Source organism: Stenotrophomonas sp. NPDC077421 (genome assembly GCF_049545505.1).
Classification (GTDB): Bacteria; Pseudomonadota; Gammaproteobacteria; order Xanthomonadales; family Xanthomonadaceae; genus Stenotrophomonas; species Stenotrophomonas nematodicola.
Genome location: NZ_JBMWDP010000025.1, coordinates 1 through 16,081, shown reverse-complemented (window position 1 = coordinate 16,081; position 16,081 = coordinate 1). Strand labels below are relative to the sequence as shown.

Annotated in this window: 14 protein-coding genes, 1 pseudogene and 1 riboswitch; of the genes and pseudogenes, 10 read left to right on the top strand and 5 right to left on the bottom strand. The window is 68.8% G+C overall.

Going from position 1 to position 16,081, the window contains the following annotated elements; genetic code table 11:
- Nucleotides 1-3: 3 nt before the first annotated feature.
- The 3 genes from ACPEH1_RS13785 to ACPEH1_RS13775 are packed head-to-tail and all read left to right on the top strand — an operon-like array spanning nt 4 to nt 3,319.
- Nucleotides 4-2,526 (top strand): heavy metal translocating P-type ATPase, encoded by a 2,523-nt coding sequence (locus ACPEH1_RS13785; RefSeq protein ID WP_423715936.1) that lies wholly within the window; start codon nt 4-6, stop codon nt 2,524-2,526.
- Between the two features lie 23 nt (nt 2,527-2,549).
- The gene (cueR, locus tag ACPEH1_RS13780; RefSeq protein WP_153164032.1) at nt 2,550-3,044 is read left to right on the top strand and encodes a Cu(I)-responsive transcriptional regulator; all 495 of its coding nucleotides are present in this window, start codon (nt 2,550-2,552) and stop codon (nt 3,042-3,044) included.
- Nucleotides 3,045-3,103: 59 nt separating this feature from the next.
- The gene (locus ACPEH1_RS13775) at nt 3,104-3,319 is read left to right on the top strand and encodes a heavy-metal-associated domain-containing protein (protein ID WP_423715935.1); all 216 of its coding nucleotides are present in this window, start codon (nt 3,104-3,106) and stop codon (nt 3,317-3,319) included.
- 120 nt (nt 3,320-3,439) lie between these two features.
- On the opposite strand, the gene pnuC is transcribed toward ACPEH1_RS13775, so the two are convergent.
- The 4 genes from pnuC to ACPEH1_RS13755 all read right to left on the bottom strand — a co-directional run bounded on the left by pnuC (nt 3,440) and on the right by ACPEH1_RS13755 (nt 9,012).
- Nucleotides 3,440-4,018, bottom strand: coding sequence for a nicotinamide riboside transporter PnuC (gene pnuC / locus ACPEH1_RS13770; RefSeq protein ID WP_037591263.1), 579 nt, complete (start codon nt 4,016-4,018; stop codon nt 3,440-3,442).
- Between the two features lie 8 nt (nt 4,019-4,026).
- Nucleotides 4,027-6,198: a TonB-dependent siderophore receptor gene (locus ACPEH1_RS13765; protein WP_423715934.1), complete on the bottom strand. Its 2,172-nt coding sequence runs from the start codon at nt 6,196-6,198 to the stop codon at nt 4,027-4,029.
- Nucleotides 6,199-6,268: 70 nt separating this feature from the next.
- Nucleotides 6,269-6,365, bottom strand: a riboswitch (TPP riboswitch).
- A 39-nt stretch (nt 6,366-6,404) separates the two neighbouring features.
- Complete coding sequence (locus tag ACPEH1_RS13760) at nt 6,405-7,538, bottom strand: phosphotransferase enzyme family protein (RefSeq protein ID WP_313160301.1); 1,134 nt, start codon at nt 7,536-7,538, stop codon at nt 6,405-6,407.
- A gap of 91 nt (nt 7,539-7,629) precedes the next feature.
- On the bottom strand, nt 7,630-9,012 hold the full coding sequence (locus ACPEH1_RS13755) for a PLP-dependent aminotransferase family protein (protein WP_423715933.1): 1,383 nt from the start codon (nt 9,010-9,012) through the stop codon (nt 7,630-7,632).
- Between the two features lie 191 nt (nt 9,013-9,203).
- Between ACPEH1_RS13755 and cyoA the strand changes: the two genes are divergently transcribed.
- Genes cyoA through ACPEH1_RS13720 form a run of 7 tightly spaced genes read left to right on the top strand, consistent with a single transcriptional unit; the run spans nt 9,204 to nt 15,698 of the window.
- Nucleotides 9,204-10,178 carry a ubiquinol oxidase subunit II gene (gene cyoA, locus ACPEH1_RS13750; protein ID WP_423715932.1) on the top strand — a complete coding sequence of 325 codons (975 nt, stop codon included), beginning with the start codon at nt 9,204-9,206 and terminating at the stop codon, nt 10,176-10,178.
- 2 nt (nt 10,179-10,180) lie between these two features.
- Complete coding sequence (cyoB, locus tag ACPEH1_RS13745) at nt 10,181-12,160, top strand: cytochrome o ubiquinol oxidase subunit I (protein WP_017356211.1); 1,980 nt, start codon at nt 10,181-10,183, stop codon at nt 12,158-12,160.
- On the top strand, nt 12,157-12,795 hold the full coding sequence (gene cyoC / locus ACPEH1_RS13740; protein ID WP_017356212.1) for a cytochrome o ubiquinol oxidase subunit III: 639 nt from the start codon (nt 12,157-12,159) through the stop codon (nt 12,793-12,795). The genes cyoB and cyoC overlap by 4 nt, the downstream gene beginning before the upstream one ends.
- Nucleotides 12,792-13,130, top strand: a complete 339-nt coding sequence (gene cyoD, locus ACPEH1_RS13735; protein ID WP_017356213.1) for a cytochrome o ubiquinol oxidase subunit IV — start codon at nt 12,792-12,794, stop codon at nt 13,128-13,130. Before cyoC ends, cyoD begins: the two co-directional genes overlap by 4 nt.
- On the top strand, nt 13,127-13,609 hold the full coding sequence (locus ACPEH1_RS13730; RefSeq protein ID WP_017356214.1) for a copper chaperone PCu(A)C: 483 nt from the start codon (nt 13,127-13,129) through the stop codon (nt 13,607-13,609). Before cyoD ends, ACPEH1_RS13730 begins: the two co-directional genes overlap by 4 nt.
- On the top strand, nt 13,606-14,175 hold the full coding sequence (locus ACPEH1_RS13725) for an SCO family protein (RefSeq protein WP_423715931.1): 570 nt from the start codon (nt 13,606-13,608) through the stop codon (nt 14,173-14,175). Before ACPEH1_RS13730 ends, ACPEH1_RS13725 begins: the two co-directional genes overlap by 4 nt.
- The gene (locus ACPEH1_RS13720; protein WP_262071478.1) at nt 14,172-15,698 is read left to right on the top strand and encodes an MFS transporter; all 1,527 of its coding nucleotides are present in this window, start codon (nt 14,172-14,174) and stop codon (nt 15,696-15,698) included. Before ACPEH1_RS13725 ends, ACPEH1_RS13720 begins: the two co-directional genes overlap by 4 nt.
- On the opposite strand, the pseudogene ACPEH1_RS13715 reads toward ACPEH1_RS13720, so the two are convergent.
- Nucleotides 15,658-16,081 (bottom strand): annotated as a pseudogene (locus ACPEH1_RS13715) (hypothetical protein); the annotation flags it as partial. The gene ACPEH1_RS13720 and the pseudogene ACPEH1_RS13715 overlap by 41 nt on opposite strands.

Below are 16,081 nucleotides of genomic sequence, written 5' to 3'. Positions count from 1 at the left end.
GCCATGTCGCCCAGCGCCACTCCTGCTCCCCCTGTCGACCCGTCCGCGAGCGTGCGCGTCAGCGTGCCCGTCGACGGCATGACCTGTGCGTCCTGCGTTGGCCGGGTCGAGCGCGCGCTGGGCGCGGTCGCGGGCGTCCGTCAGGCGTCGGTCAACCTGGCCACCGAACGCGCGGACATCACCTTTGAGGGTGTGCCCGATGCACCGGCGGTTGCGGCGGCGATAGAGCATGCCGGCTACAAGGTGCGCGCCGCCACCACCGAACTGGTGATCCAGGCGATGACCTGCGCGTCGTGCGTGGGTCGCGTCGAGCGTGCGCTGACGGCGGTGCCCGGAGTGCTGGAGGCAAGCGTCAACCTCGCCACCGAGCGTGCGCGGGTGCGCCACCTGGACGGCGCGGTGGCCCTTGCCGACCTGATCGCGGCAGTCGAGCGGGCGGGCTATGTCGCCCAGGCGGTGTCGGCCGGCACCACGCAGTCGGCCGACGAGGACGCCGAACGCCGCGAAGCGGAGGACCGCTCGCTGCGGCGTGCGCTGACAGTGGCAGCGGCATTGACCCTGCCGGTGTTCGTGCTGGAGATGGGCGCCCATCTGATTCCAGCGCTGCACCACTGGGTGCAGCACACCCTGGGCGGACAGACCAACGCGTATGTGCAGTTCGTGCTGACCACGCTGGTGCTGTTCGGGCCAGGCCTGCGCTTCTTCCGCAAGGGCATCCCGGCACTGCTGCGGGGCGCGCCGGACATGAATTCGCTGGTGTCGGTCGGTACGGCGGCCGCGTATGGCTATTCCCTGGTGGCGACATTCGCACCGCAGGTGCTGCCGGCCGGCACCGCGAACATCTATTACGAGGCCGCGGCCGTGATTGTCACGCTGATCCTGCTCGGTCGCGTACTGGAAGCACGCGCGAAAGGGCGTACCTCGCAGGCGATCAAGCGCCTGGTCGGGCTGCAGGCCCGGACCGCACGGGTGGAACGCGATGGCCAGGTGCAGGAGATCGCGCTCGACCAGGTGGTGACCGGCGATGTCGTGCTGGTCCGGCCGGGCGAGAAGGTGCCGGTGGACGGTACGGTGGTCGACGGCAGCTCCTACGTGGATGAGAGCATGATCACCGGCGAACCTGTTCCGGTGGCCAAGCTGGCCGGGGCGAGCGTGGTTGGCGGCACGATCAACACCACCGGTGCGTTCCGCTTCGAGGTCACCCAGGTGGGCGCCGACACCGTGCTGGCGCAGATCATCCGCCTGGTCGAGCAGGCGCAGGGCAGCAAGCTGCCGATCCAGGCACTGGTGGACAAGGTGACGTTGTGGTTCGTGCCGGCGGTGATGGCCGCCGCCGTGGTGACGTTCGTGGTGTGGCTGCTGTTCGGGCCCGCACCGGCGCTGAGTTTCGCGCTGGTCAACGCGGTGGCGTTGCTGATCATCGCCTGCCCCTGCGCGATGGGGCTGGCCACGCCGACCTCGATCATGGTCGGCACCGGCCGCGCGGCCGAGCTGGGCGTGCTGTTCCGCAAGGGCGAGGCGCTGCAGGCCCTGCGCGATGTGGGCGTGGTCGCGTTGGACAAAACCGGTACGCTGACCAAGGGGCGTCCGGAACTGACCGATCTGGAGATCGCCGACGGCTTCGCCTCCGACGAGGTGCTGGCCCTGGTGGCAGCGGTGGAGACGCAGTCGGAGCATCCGATCGGCGCGGCCATCGTGGCCGCCGCACGGCAGCGCAATCTGGCGCTGGCCGCTGTCGGGAACTTCGATGCGGTGCCGGGCTTTGGTGTCTCGGCCACGGTGGCCGGCCGCAGCGTCGCGGTGGGCGCGGACCGCTACATGACCCGGCTGGGACTGGATGTCACGGCGTTCGTCGCCACCGCCGGGCGCCTGGGCGCGCAGGGCCGCAGTCCGCTGTACGCGGCCATCGACGGCCGCCTCGCGGCGGTGATCGCGGTTGCCGATCCGATCCGTGAGACCACGCCCGAGGCGATCCGCGCGCTGCATGCGATCGGACTCAAGGTCGCGATGATCACCGGTGACAATGCCGCAACCGCTGCCGCCATCGCCGGCCAGCTCGGCATCGACGACGTGGTGGCCGAGGTGCTGCCCGACGGCAAAGTCGCCGCGCTGCAGCAGCTGCGTGCCACCGGCATGCGCGTTGCATTCGTGGGCGACGGCATCAACGACGCCCCGGCGCTGGCCGCGGCCGATGTCGGGCTGGCGATCGGGTCGGGTACCGACGTGGCGATCGAGGCGGCCGATGTGGTGCTGATCTCCGGCGACCTGCGCGGCGTGGCCAATGCCATCGCGATCAGCAAGGCGACCATCCGCAACATCAAGCAGAACCTGTTCTGGGCGTTCGCCTACAACGCGCTGTTGATTCCGGTGGCCGCCGGTGCGCTGTATCCGATCAGTGGCACCTTGCTCTCGCCGATCTTCGCGGCGGCCGCGATGGCGCTGTCCAGCGTGTTCGTGCTGGGCAACGCGTTGCGTCTCAAGCGCTTCCAGGCGCCCCATGTACCGGCGCGAGCCGGTACCCTCTGAACGGTCCACGAGAGGGTGAAGCCATGAACATCGGTGAAGCGGCGCAGTTTTCCGGCGTCTCGGCGAAGATGATCCGCTATTACGAACAGATCGGCCTGATTCCGAAGGCGCTGCGCTCGGAGGCCGGCTATCGCCACTACAGTCCCCAGGACGCGCACAGCCTGCGCTTCATCCGGCGTGCGCGCGACCTCGGCTTCTCGGTGGAACAGATCGCCGACCTGCTGGTGCTGTGGCGCGACCGCACCCGCGCCAGCGCCGATGTAAAGGCGATGGCACTCTCGCATGTGGCCGGATTGAAGGCGCGGATTGACGAACTGCAGGCGATGGTCGGCACTCTCGAACACCTCGCCGAGCACTGCCACGGCAATGACCGGCCCGATTGCCCGATCATCGCCGACCTGGCCGAACCGGCCGTCGACGCGGTGGCGCAGACGCCGCCGGCGGCGCGCAGAGCGCCGTTGTTCGGCGTCGATGCGCCGGTGCCGTCACGCCGCACCGGCACACGGAAAAACCGTTGACATTGCCATGCTGTCAGGCCGGAGAGTGATCGGACACCTTCACTCAACAGGTAGACACGATGTTCCAGTTCCACATTCCCAACATGACCTGCGGCGGCTGCGCCCATTCCGTGACCCGCGCGCTGCTCGATGCCGATCCTCGGGCCCGCATCGAAACCGATCCGTCCGCGCGCTCGGTGGAGGTCCAGTCGGAACGCGATGAAAGCGTCCTGCTGGCCGCCCTGCTCGCGGCAGGGTACCCGCACACCGCGCGGCCCGATGCCGCGCGCGGCTGACCGGGGGACCGCAATGCATGCCCGGCATCACCTCCTGGTGATCCTGCCCTCGCTCGCGGCGGAGGCGTCCCTGTGGGGACGCCTGGCCGGGCCGGCCGGCACGGCGCCGCCGGCCCCTGCTCAGCGGTGTCGCGCTGCCAGGGGCGCCGGCGGAACAGCGGCGGCGGACCAGGCCCGCAGGCCCATCACCGCAAGGCCGACGAAGACCAGGTAGAGCACGGCGGTCACGTGCAGCGACTTGACCAGGTACATGCCCACGTACACGACATCGACCAGGATCCACAGCCACCACGCCGCCACGTGCCGGCGCGCCTGCCACCACTGGGCCACCAGGCTCAGTGCGGCCAGCAGCGCATCCAGCCAGGGCAGGGCGGCATCGGTGAAGGTGTGCATTGCCGCACCCAGCGCGATGCCGGACACCACGCCGATGCCCAGGTCGCGCCACGCATGGCGAGCCGACAGCGGCGCAATGACGATCGCACCGTCTTCCACCGCATGCCGGCGCCAGCTGAGCCAGCCGTAGACCAGGAACGCGCCGAAGGCCACCTGCAGCAGCGTGTCCGAGTACAGGCGGGCCTCGATGAAGACCAGCGCATACAGGGCCACCGACAGCAGGCCGACCGGCCAGGCGATCATCCAGCGGCGCCCCATCATGGCGACGCCCGCCATGCTGACGATCGCCGCCGTCCACTCGAGCACGGCGGCGTTCACAGCCCGAACGTCACCGACAGGCGCGCCTGGCGCGGTGCGCCGGCGAACAGGTAGTAGTCGCCGGCGCTGCTGCCGGTATCGCGCCAATAGAAGCGATCGGTGACGTTGTCGACCGTGAGGTTCCAGGTCACCGGCCGCTCGCGCAGCAGATGGCGATAGCGCACGCCCACGTCGAACACGTGGTAGGCCGGTGCACGCACCGCTCCGTCGACCGTGGCCACGTTCGCGCCTGCATAGCGCCAGCCGCCGGTCACGCCCAGACCCGGCACGGACGGCACCTGGTAATCGGCATGCACCGTGGCGCGCACCTTGGGCACGTTGACCAGCTGATGGCCTTCGTGGGCCGCAGTGCCGGTATCGTGCGCGCGCGCCTGCAGCACACTGGCACTGGCGTTCAGTTCAAGCCGCTCGGTCAGGTGGCCCTGTGCGGTGAGTTCCAGTCCGGTGTGGACCTGCTGTCCTGCCTGGACGAACGTGAAGCCGGCGTCGCTCTGGTCCGGCATGGCGTACTGGTAGGGCTGGGTAGTGCGGAACAGGGCCGCGCCGAGTGTCAGCGCATCGGCGGAGGCAAATTTGACGCCCAGCTCGACCTGGCGCGACAGCATCGGTGCAAGGAAGGTGCCGTCATTGCTGGTCCAGAAGGGGGCTTCCTGGCCCAGCGCGATGCCACGGACGTAGCTGGCGTACGCACTGACCTCGTCGGTGGCCTTCCACACCAGCGCGGTCTGCGGCAGGAAGCGCGACAGCCGGCTGTGGCGTTCGGGGACGCCGGCCTTGCTGTAGGCGCGCTCGTTGAGACGTACGAAGCGGCCACCCGCCAGCCATTCCCAGTCGTCACCAAGGCGCATCCGGTCCAGCGCGAACACCGCATTCTGCCGGCTGTCCAGGCGGCGCCCCGAGGCGCCCGGCTGCCGGGGCGACGGCGCGAACTGCGGCACCTGCGCGTCGTTGATGTTGGCCGTGCCCACGTATTCGTTGACGTTGCGGCGTTTGTCCACCGTGCGCCGGAAGGTCTCCGCGCCGAAGGTCAGTGCGTGCTCGACGCGGCCGGTCCGCAGGGTGCCGCGCAGCTCGGCGCGTGCGGCCTGGTTGCGACGGGTGTCGTCCGGGCTGCGGTAGTCGTAGATGTCGTAGGCGCCATCCGGACCAAAGTAGTTGCCCGGCACGCTGCCATCGGCGCAGGACGCGGCGTAGTAGCAGCCGTAGGCGAAGGCGACGTTGTCGTCGATGACCGTGCGGCTGTGGCCGACCGAGACGCGCGACTGCCAGTCCGGGCTGAAGTCATAGGTGTGCAGCGCGGTGATGTTGGTGCTGTCGATGCCCACCGGCTGCTGCCAGGCCTGGTGGCCCAGCATGCGCGACCGGTCCACGCCGCGCGGCAGCACGGTGGCGCCAAGCAGCTGGTAACCGGAGGCCGAACGCTGCGCGCTGGTCTGGTAGTTGGCGTCCACCTCGAGCTTGCCGCGCTCGCCGATCAGCCAGTCGGCCGCCACCGAATAGAAATTGCGGCGACCGTCGGCATGGTCGATGTAGGAGGCGGTGTCCTCCCAGGCGGCGTTGACCCGCACGCCGAAACGCGGCGTCAGCCACTGGCCCACGTCCACAGCGGCATAGCGCGAGCCTTCGGCATCGGTGCCGAGGGTTGCCGTGCGCACGTCTGCGGCACGCTTGCCGACGTAGTTGATGATGCCGCCGGGCGACATCACGCCGGCGGCGAGGCCGGCTTCGCCCTTGAGTATCTCCACCGTCTGCACGTTCTCCAGCGCCAGCCGCTGCTCGCCGGCAATGGGCAGGCCGTTGAACCGGTACCCGGTGGCGGTATCCAGCGCGAAACCGCGGATGGCGATGTTCTGGTAGTAGCCGACCGGGGCATAGCTGTCGCCCAGCGACGCGTCCTGGGTCGCGATCTCGGACAGGGTGCGCAGGTGGCGGCGTTCGATCTGCGTCCTATCCAGCCGCGTCACCGAGGCCGGGGTGCTCTTCCAGTCGCCGGCGCCGAAACTGGTGGACTGCGAGGTATCGGCGGCCGGCTGGCGGGCCTGCACGCGCACCGCAGCCAGCTCGGTCGGCGAGCGGTCGGCGGAATCCGGGGCAGGTTCGGCCGCGTACAGCGGCAGGGCGGCGCACAATGCGACGGTGAGCAACGCAGGGGAATAGCAGCGGTTCATTCGATTCGTCATCAGCCAGCAAAAGGAGACGAAGCGACGGCGCGCGCGCATCGACCGTCAACGGTCCCTGCGCCCACTGCTCAAAGCTCCCTACGCCGGTGCAAACCGGATCAGGTTCCAAGGGACTCTCTCAGCCTGGTTTTTGCCAGGCACCCCCGCTTCAGCGGCTATTTCACACCAATTGGCGCGCGTTTGCGAGCACGGGTTCAGGCAGCGGCATGCAACGCCGCCAGCAGCGCGGTGCCGCGGGGCGTGCCGAACCACTGCGCATGGCCCAGCAGGAAGGTCCGGTAGGCCACATGTGCGTTGGGCGTGGACCGCGTCACGCCGTGGAAGTACTCCACCTCGGACAGGGCGAAATCCAGGTGCACCAGCGGCAGCAGGTCCGCCAGCAGATGAACGCGTGCCGCCGACAGCGGCAGTACGGCCCGATATCCGTCGACCAGCGCCAGCGCGATATCGGGCCGGACCGGCATTGTGCCGTCCAGGTCCAGCCAGGCGATCGCATTGCGCTCGATCGCGGTGGCGAGGTCGAACAGGGCGCTGGTCGGCGAGGCCAGGCCGAAGTCGAGCACCGTGCCGACCCGGTCGCCGGTGACGTCCCGGTGCCAGAGCAGGTTGGACACGTGCCAGTCGTTGTGTGCCCACAATCGCGGTTCCTGGTCCAGGCGCACGCCCACGCGCGCATGCCAGGGCAGCAGATCGCGCTGCAGATCGTCCTGCCAGGCGGTGCCGGCCAGGTAGTCGGCGAGGGCGGGGCGCTCGTCCAGCTGCGCGGCGAGCGCCGCGAGCGGGTCGCGGGCACGGATCAGGTCGTCGCGGGCCACCAGCAGATGGGTGCCCCGCTGGGCGGCGGTGTAACCGGCAGCGGCCTGGTGCAGTTCTGCGAGGGCGCGGCCGGCTTCACGGGCGTGGCCCACGTCGGTCAGCGGTGTCCAGGACGGTGCGTCGCGATACAGGTCGGCGCCGTGGCCCACACGATGCAGTTCGTACGTCCAGCCGGCATGCTCGACCGCTGTTGCGCCATCCCGGTCACGCAGCAGTGAAGCCACCGGAACGCCCCGAGTGGCGAGGTGGTCGATGAACCCGTGCTCTTCCTGCAGGGTGGCGGCGCTGCGCACGGTGGCGTGGTGCCGCTTGACGAACACCGCATCCGCGCCGCGGCCGACGATGGCCGCGGCGGACAGCGGGCGGGGACTGTGCCACTGCAGCGCTGCATCCCCCTGCAACGCAGGGAAGCGCGTGCGCAGCCAGGCGATCTCGGTCGCATCGATGGCGGGCCAGTCGGGGGCCACCTCGTCGTTGTCGAGGCCCTGGACGCGGTGGTTGGGAAGGGTCATGGCGTGGCGGTCGGAGACGGTGCTGCGGGGACAGGCCGACGGGCCTGCCGTCGCAGCGGGGGCGCACATGCTACTCCGCCCGGCGCGGTGGTCACACCGTCCATGTCGCTTCCTGGCCCGCAGGCAGGTGCATCAGCTGGTCGAGCTGGCGCAGCGCCCGATGCAGCGCCTGGCGGTCGGTGGCTGCCCCCAGCGAGATCCGTACGGCATCGCTGATTGCCACGCCTTCCGGCGTGAAGGCCGACGACGGCGCGATGCCGAGGCCCTGCAGGCGGGCGGCGTGGGTCAGGCTGACATCGGTCCAGTGCGCGGGCAACCGGCACCAGGCGTGCACGCCGGCGCAGGCCTGCAGGAACCGGGGCGACAGCGCGGAGCGCGCCAGGTAGCGTCGCTCGGCCGCCTCGTCCTGAACCAGCCTGAGCATTGCCTGCGCCGAGCCGTCCAGGATCAACTGGGTGACCAGTGCGTTCATCAGGGGCGGTGCCATCAGGTTGACGGCGCGCAGCGCATCCAGCACCGCCTGCCGGGCGACGCCGTCGGGCAGGTGCACGAATGCGGTATGCAGCCCCGGGCTGAGGCATTTGGACAGGGTGGAGATGTAACAGGTGTGCGCGGGCGCAAGCAGCGCGAGCGGGGCAGGCGCATCTTCGGCAAGCAGCCAGTACGGGTCGTCCTCGATCAGATGCAGGTCCTGCGCGCGCAGCACCTCGGCCAACGCGCGCCGACGGGCGTCAGGCAGCGTGTGTGCGGTGGGATTCTGCGCGGTCGGGTTGAGGTAGACCACGCGCGCGCCGGTGGTGCGGGCAAGCCGGCGCAGCGCGTCCGGGCGCATGCCGTGCTCGTCGCTGTCCACCACCTGCAGACGCCGCTGCAGCACCCGTGCGGCGTGCAGCAGGCCGGGGTACACCAGCGGCTCGCACAGCACCGTATCGCCTGCGTCGGTCAGGGCCAGCAGCAACGCCGACAACGCTGCCTGCGCGCCTTCGGTGACCACCAGCCGTGCCGGCTCGCATCGACCCAGGATGGGTTTCAGCCACTGGGCGGCCGCCAACTGGTCGGCCGCGCTGCCGCCGCCGACGTGGTAGGTCATCAGGTTGCCGGCATCGCTGCGGGTCAGTACCGACGACAGCCCGCGCCGCAGCACCTCGGCCACCTGGCTCCCGCCGGGGCTCGGCGGCAGGTTCATGCTCAGGTCGACCAGCTGCGCCAGCTCGACCTGCGGCGGTGCCACGAACGAACCCAACGGCCCGCGCGCGTCGATCAGCCCGCGCTTGCGTGCCTCGTTGAAGGCGCGGGTGATCGTGGTCAGGTCCACGCCAAGCTCGCTGGCCAGGCTGCGCTGCGCCGGCAGGCGTTGGCCGGGGCGCAGCGTGCCGGACCAGACCGCGCGCTCCAGCGCCTGCACGATGCGCAGGTACACCGGCCCGTGGCCGTCGGCGATGAGGCGCTGCCACTCGGCGGTCGTTGCGTTCATTGCCGCATCTTACCCGCCGCCGCGCAGGCGCCTGCGACAGTGTGTCGCATCATGTATGGATCATGTCGTTGCCTAACGTACGCGGCTGCGGCGGGCACCCCCCATGCATATCGGTCATGCAGGGGGGCGTCCGCCACTTTCCTGTTACGGGCCGCCCCGGCCCGGGTACCGCGTTGGAAGGGCCGTCACGCATGAACCCAGCTATACACACCGCTCGCCGGACGCCATCGTCCGGCCGCCGCAACGCCGGACGATGGTTCGGCCTCGCCGCCCTGCTGCCGCTGCTTTCAGGGTGCAGCAACCTGGAGCTGTTCAATCCCAAGGGCAGTATCGCCGAGCAGGAGATGCAGCTGATCCTGGTCTGTACCGGACTGATGCTGCTGGTGGTAGTGCCGGTGATCCTGCTCACGCTGTACTTCGCGTGGCGCTACCGCGAATCCAACACCCTGGCGACCTACGCACCGGACTGGTCGCACTCCACCGCGATCGAGGTGGTCGTGTGGACCATTCCGTGCCTGATCGTGGTGGTGCTGGGCGTGCTGATCTGGCGCAGCACGCACGCGCTGGACCCGTACCGGCCGATCGCCTCGGACAAGGCGCCGCTGCGCGTGGAAGTGGTGGCACTCAATTGGAAGTGGCTGTTCATCTACCCCGACCACAACGTGGCCACGGTGAACGAGCTGGTGATGCCCGTCGATACGCCGGTGGCGTTCAAGCTGACCTCCGAGTCGATGATGAACGCCTTCTTCGTGCCGCAGCTTGGCAGCATGGTGTACACGATGGCCGGCATGCAGACCCGCCTGCACCTGATCGGTCACACGCCAGGCACCTACGCCGGCATGTCCTCGGCCTACAGCGGCTCGGGCTTCTCGGACATGAAGTTCGATGCACGCGTGGTCACCGAGGCGGACTTCCAACAGTGGCTGGTGCAGGCCCGCGGTACCGGGGAGCACCTGGGCGCGACGCGCCTGGAGGTCCTGGAAACGCCGACCCACGGCGCACCGATGCAGCGCTTCGCCAGCGTCGATGCCGGCCTGTTCTCCAGCGTGGTGCGTCGCTACGGCGGCATGCCCGACGACGAAATCTGCCTGCCGGGCGAGGAGCCTGGCGCCACATCCCAACTGGTGAGCCTGGCCGCGCCTGCCAGCCGTACCGCGGAGAACTGATTGTGCTTGGAAAGTTGAACCTGGAAGCGATTCCCTACCACGACCCGATCATCATGTCGGCACTGGCGGGCTCGGTGCTGCTGGGCGCGGCGATCATCGCGGCCATCACGTACTACAGGAAGTGGGGCTATCTGTGGACCGAGTGGATCACCTCGGTGGACCACAAGAAGATCGGTGTGATGTACATCATCCTGGCGCTGGTCATGCTGGTGCGAGGCTTTGCAGACGCTCTGATGATGCGCGCCCAGCAGGCGATCGCCGCCAACGATGCGGCCGGCTACCTGCCGCCGGAGCATTACGACCAGATCTTCACCGCGCACGGCGTGATCATGATCTTCTTCGTGGCGACCCCGCTCATCGTGGGCCTGATGAACGTGGTGGTGCCGCTGCAGATCGGCGCGCGCGACGTCGCGTTCCCGTTCGTGAACTCGCTCAGTTTCTGGCTGTCGGCGGTGGGCGCGGTGCTGGTGATGGCGTCGATGTTCGTCGGCGACTTCGCCGCCACCGGCTGGGTGGCCTATCCGCCGCTGTCGGGGATCGAGTACAGCCCCACAGTGGGCGTGGACTACTACATCTGGTCGCTGCAGGTGTCGGGTATCGGCACCACGCTGACCGGCCTGAACTTCATCGTGACCATCCTCAAGATGCGTGCGCCGGGCATGGACCTGATGAAGATGCCGGTGTTCACCTGGACCGCGCTGATCACCAACATCCTGATCGTGGCGATCTTCCCGGTGCTGACCGCGACCCTGGCGCTGCTGACGATGGATCGCTACTTCGGCATGCACTTCTTCACCAATGATGCTGGCGGCAACGCCATGATGTACGTCAATCTGATCTGGATCTGGGGCCATCCGGAAGTCTACGTGCTGATCCTGCCGTGCTTCGGCGCGTTCTCCGAGATCATCGCCACCTTCTCCGGCAAGCCGCTGTTCGGCTACCGTTCGATGGTCTACGCGACCTCGTCGATCGGCATCCTGTCGTTCTTCGTGTGGCTGCACCACTTCTTCACGATGGGCTCGGGCGCGAACGTCAATGCGTTCTTCGGCATCATGACCTCGATCATCTCCATTCCTACCGGGGTGAAGCTGTTCAATTGGCTGTTCACCATGTACCGGGGGCGCATCCGCTACCACTCCTCGACGATGTGGACGATCGGCTTCATGGTCACCTTCGCACTGGGTGGCATGACCGGCGTGATGCTCGCCATTCCGGGCGCGGACTTCGTTCTGCACAACAGCCTGTTCCTGATCGCGCATTTCCATAACGTGATCATCGGTGGCGTGGTGTTCGGCTGCCTGGCCGGCATCAGCTTCTGGTTCCCGAAAGCGTTCGGTTTCACCCTCAACGAGCGCTGGGGCAAGATCTCCTTCTGGTGCTGGCTGATCGGCTTCTACCTGGCCTTCATGCCGCTGTACGTGCTTGGCTTCAAGGGCATGACCCGGCGCATGAACCACTACGCGATCGACGGCTACCAGCCGTGGCTGATCGTGGCGGCCATCGGTGCACTGGTGATCGCTGCCGGTATCGCGGCGATGTTCATCCAGTTCTACGTCAGCGTGCGCGACCGCAAGGCCAACCAGGACCTGACCGGCGACCCGTGGAATGCGCGCAGCCTGGAATGGGCGACGTCCTCGCCGCCGCCGTTCTACAACTTCGCCAGGCTGCCGGTGATCACGTCGCTGGAACAGCATTGGGACGACAAGCAGCATGGCCGCGCCTGGCAGCGGCAGGACCACTACGAGGACATCCATATGCCACGCAACACCGCCTCCGGCGTGGTGATCTCGGCGTTCAGTCTGGTGCTGTGCTTCGCGCTGGTCTGGCATATGTGGGTGCTGGCCGGCATCGGTCTGGTCGGTGTGATCGCCACGTTCGTGCTGCGTTCCTATGACCGCGACGTGGACTACTACGTGCCCGCGGCCGAGGTGAAACGCATCGAAGAGGCGCACCTTGCGCAGATGGAAGGAGCCAGGGCATGAGCGGCGATACCCGGAGTGCAGCGCCGCTGCACGAGACACGCGACGTCGGCCGGCACCACGCCGCGCACGAGCACCATGACGACGGCAGCAAGACCGTCGTCGGATTCTGGATGTACCTGATGGGCGACTGCCTGATCTTCGCGGTGCTGTTCGCGACGTTCGGGGTGCTGCTCAACGGGACCGCCGACGGCCCCAGCGGCAAGGAGCTGTTCAAGCTGGGGTTCGTGCTGTCCGAGACGGTGGTGCTGCTGCTCAGCAGCTTCACCTTCGGCCTGGCGATGCTTGGCATGCAGGCCGGGCGACGCAACCAGGTGGTCGGCTGGCTCGCCGTAACGGGTGTGCTGGGTGCAGTGTTCATCGGCATGGAACTGTACGAGTTCGCCGAACTGATCCATGAGGGCGCAACCCCGGATGTGAGCGCCTACCTGTCGGCGTACTTCACCCTGGTGGCCACGCACGGCCTGCACGTCACGTTCGGCCTGCTGTGGCTGGCCATCATGATCCACCAGGTCCTGACGTTCGGCCTGGATGGCATCGTGCGCCGCCGCCTGGCCTGCCTGAGCCTGTTCTGGCACTTCCTGGATCTGATCTGGATCTGTGTGTTCACCTTCGTCTACCTGCGGGAGTTCGTATGAGCCACTCTGCTGCCGATGCCGATCACGGCGGTGGCCACGCCACCCTGAAGGGCTACATCGCCGGTCTGGTGCTGTGCCTGGTGCTGACCGGCGCGTCGTTTGGCGTGGTCATGACCGAACTGGTGCCCCAGCCGCTGCGGCTCACCTCCATCGTGGTGCTGTGCGTGGTGCAGCTGGTGGCCCAGCTGGTGCTGTTCCTGCATATCGGGGCTGGCCGCAGCCAGCGGGAGAACACCGGCATCTTCCTGTGCACGGCGTTCCTGATCGCCATCGTGGTGGCCGGCTCGCTATGGGTGATGCACAACGCCATGCTCAACATGATGCCGATGCAATGACGCGCGTGTCTGGCGTCCTGCTCGCGGCCATCCTGACCGGTGCCGGCGCGGTGTGCTCGCCCGGGGATGCGGTTGCCGCACCCGCTGCGGCCCCGGGGATCACCTACGATGCAGCGTGGATCCGGCTGCCGCCGCCGGCGGCGCAGGTCGCGGCGGGCTACATCCAGCTGCACAATGCCGGCGCTGACGACCGCCTGGTGGGCGCAACCTGCAAGGACGTCGCGCAGGTGCAGATCCACGCGATGCGCATGGACGGGGATGTGATGCGCATGCACGCATTGCCGGATGGCCTGCCGTTGGCTGCCCGGGCCTCGGCAGCGCTGCAGCCCGGCGGTTACCACCTCATGTTGATGACCCCCAAGCGGCCATTGCAGGAGGGTCAGGTGGTCCGCGTGCTGCTGCAGTTCGAACGCGCGGGAACGCTGCCGGTGGACTTCGTGGTGCGCAACGCTGACGCGATGTCGGGGGGTGCCCGGTGAGCGCGTTGCGGACAGTGGTGCTGGCGGCGTGCGGGGTGCTGGCGGCCTGCCAGGCGGCCGATGCGCCGGTGATGGGGCAGGCCGCGCTGCAGTCGGTGGCATTGCAGAGCAGCGACGGCCGGCGCCTGTCCATCGCCGGGCTGCGGGGCCAGCCGACGCTGTTGTTCTTCGGCTTCACCCACTGCCCCGAGGTGTGCCCGCTGAGCCTGTACAAGGCGGTGCAGTTCAAGCGCCGGCTGGGTCCACTTGGCGACCGCCTGCAGGTGGTATTCGTGACGGTCGATCCGGCACGCGATACGCCGGCGCACCTGCGCGAGTACCTGGCCGCGTTTGATCCCGGCTTCATCGGCCTGTCCGGCGACGAGGCCGGCACCCGTGCCTTGGCTGAAAGCCTGGGCGTGACGTACCGCCGCGTGGGCGAGGGTGACGCGGCGACCTTCGAACACACCGCGTCCTGGTTCCTGCTGGGTGCCGATGGCGCGCTCCAGGACGTGTACGGCTACGCGCTGGACGACCGCGAAATCGAAGCGAGGCTGCGCGCGCGCCTGGCCGTGCCGGGCGAATGAACCCGGCAGCGCCGGCACGCGTGGGCGGACCGGATGCGGTGCTGCTGCTGGCATCCGCGGGCTGCGCACTGACCGTGCTGGACACCAACGTGGTGGGCGTGGTGCTGCCGACCATCGCACGGGATCTGTCGGCCAGCTTCGCCGATATCGAGTGGGTGGTGAGCGCCTACGTCCTGTGCTTCGCCTCGCTGCTGCTGCCGGCCGGAACGCTGGCCGACCGGATCGGTCGCCGGCGGCTGTACGTCATCGGACTGCTGCTGTTTGCGGCGACCTCGGTGGCCTGCGGGGCGGCCGCGAGCGCGCCGGTGCTGTACCTGGCGCGGGGCGGGCAGGGCGCGGCGGCGGCATTCATGCTGGCGCCAGCGCTGTCGCTGATCGGCCATGCGCACCAGGACGCTGCGTCGCGTGCGCGGGCGTGGGCGGTCTGGGGCGCGATCATGGGCCTGACGATGGTGCTGGCACCGCTGATCGGGGGTGTGATCGCAACCTGGCTGGGCTGGCGTTGGGCCTTCCACCTGAACCTGCCGCTGTGCCTGCTGCTGGCCGCGATGAGCGCGCGCCGCATCGCCGACTCCTGCGATCCGCAGCGACGACCGCTCGATGTGCCGGGCGTGCTGCTGTTCGCCGGCGCGATGCTGGCATGGACGTGGGGGTTGATCCGAGGCCCTGTGGCGGGTTGGTCGAGCGTGACGGTGCTGCCCTGGCTGTTCGCCGCCGCCGCGCTGGCCGGCGCCTTTGTGGTGGTCGAGCGCCGCCGTGCGCAGCCGATGCTCGACCTGGGCCTGTTCCGGTACCCGGCGGTGGTCGGTGCGGTGGTCGCGATGTTCGCCTATGCCGCAGCGGTGCAGGTAATGGCCTCGCTGCTGCCGCTGTTGCTGCAGAACGTACGCGGCGACAGTGTGCTGGAGGCCGCGCTGCACATGCTGCCGTTTGCGCTGGCCATGCTGTTGATGCCCTTCGCTGGGCGTCGTCTCGGCCGCCGCTGGCCGACCGGCAGGCTGCTGGCGCTCGGCCTTGGTGTGGCGGTGCTTGGCAACCTCGGCATCGCACTGGCGCTGTGGCGGCACAGTGACCTGGGCCTGCTGCTGTCAATGGCGGTGCTGGGCAGCGGGGGCGGGCTGCTCAATGGCGAAACGCAGAAGGCGATCATGAGCGTGATGCCGCCCGAGCGCGCGGGCATGGCCTCCGGGATCAGTACGACCGCGCGGTTCTCGGGCATTCTGCTCGGCTTCGCCACGCTGGGCGCGGTGCTGTCGAGCCAGGTACGCGCCACGGCGGCACAGTCCTTTGCCGAGGCCGGTCACGCCGTGTCGCCGGCCCTGCTGGAGCGCGTGGTGGTGGGCGAGCTGTCGATGGCCGCCGATGGCATGGGGCGCCTGGCACGCCAGGCGTATGCAGGCGGCGCGGTGTATGCGTTCCTGACGGCGGCGGGCATCGCACTGGCCGCACTGGCGCTGACCGGGGTATTGATGCGACCACCGGTCAGGGCGCGCGGGCGTGCAGCGCCCAGCAGGCGGCGGTGAAGGCCACTGTGTCGCCATCGATGAAGGGCGCGAACGCCGCGTCCATCGCCGCCAGCACGCGGGTGCGGAGCGCGGCATCGACGTCCGGGTCACGCAGCGCCTGGCCCACCGGCCCCAGCAGGGCCACGTAGCGCGTCAGCTCCGCACGCGTGATGCGGCAGACCACGTCCAGCGGTTCAATCCGGATATCGGCCCAGCCGCTCGCTGCCAGCAGGTCCGCGACCGCGTCGCGGTCGGCGAACGCGAACTGCCCCGGGCCGCCCGTGGGGCGCGGCGGCAGCGGGAGCAGAGGGTCGGCAGGGATTCGTGTAAAAACGGGCCGAAAGTGAGCTAACTGCCTGTCGCAGCTGGCTTTATTGGCCGCTCCAGAAAATCGAGGGTTG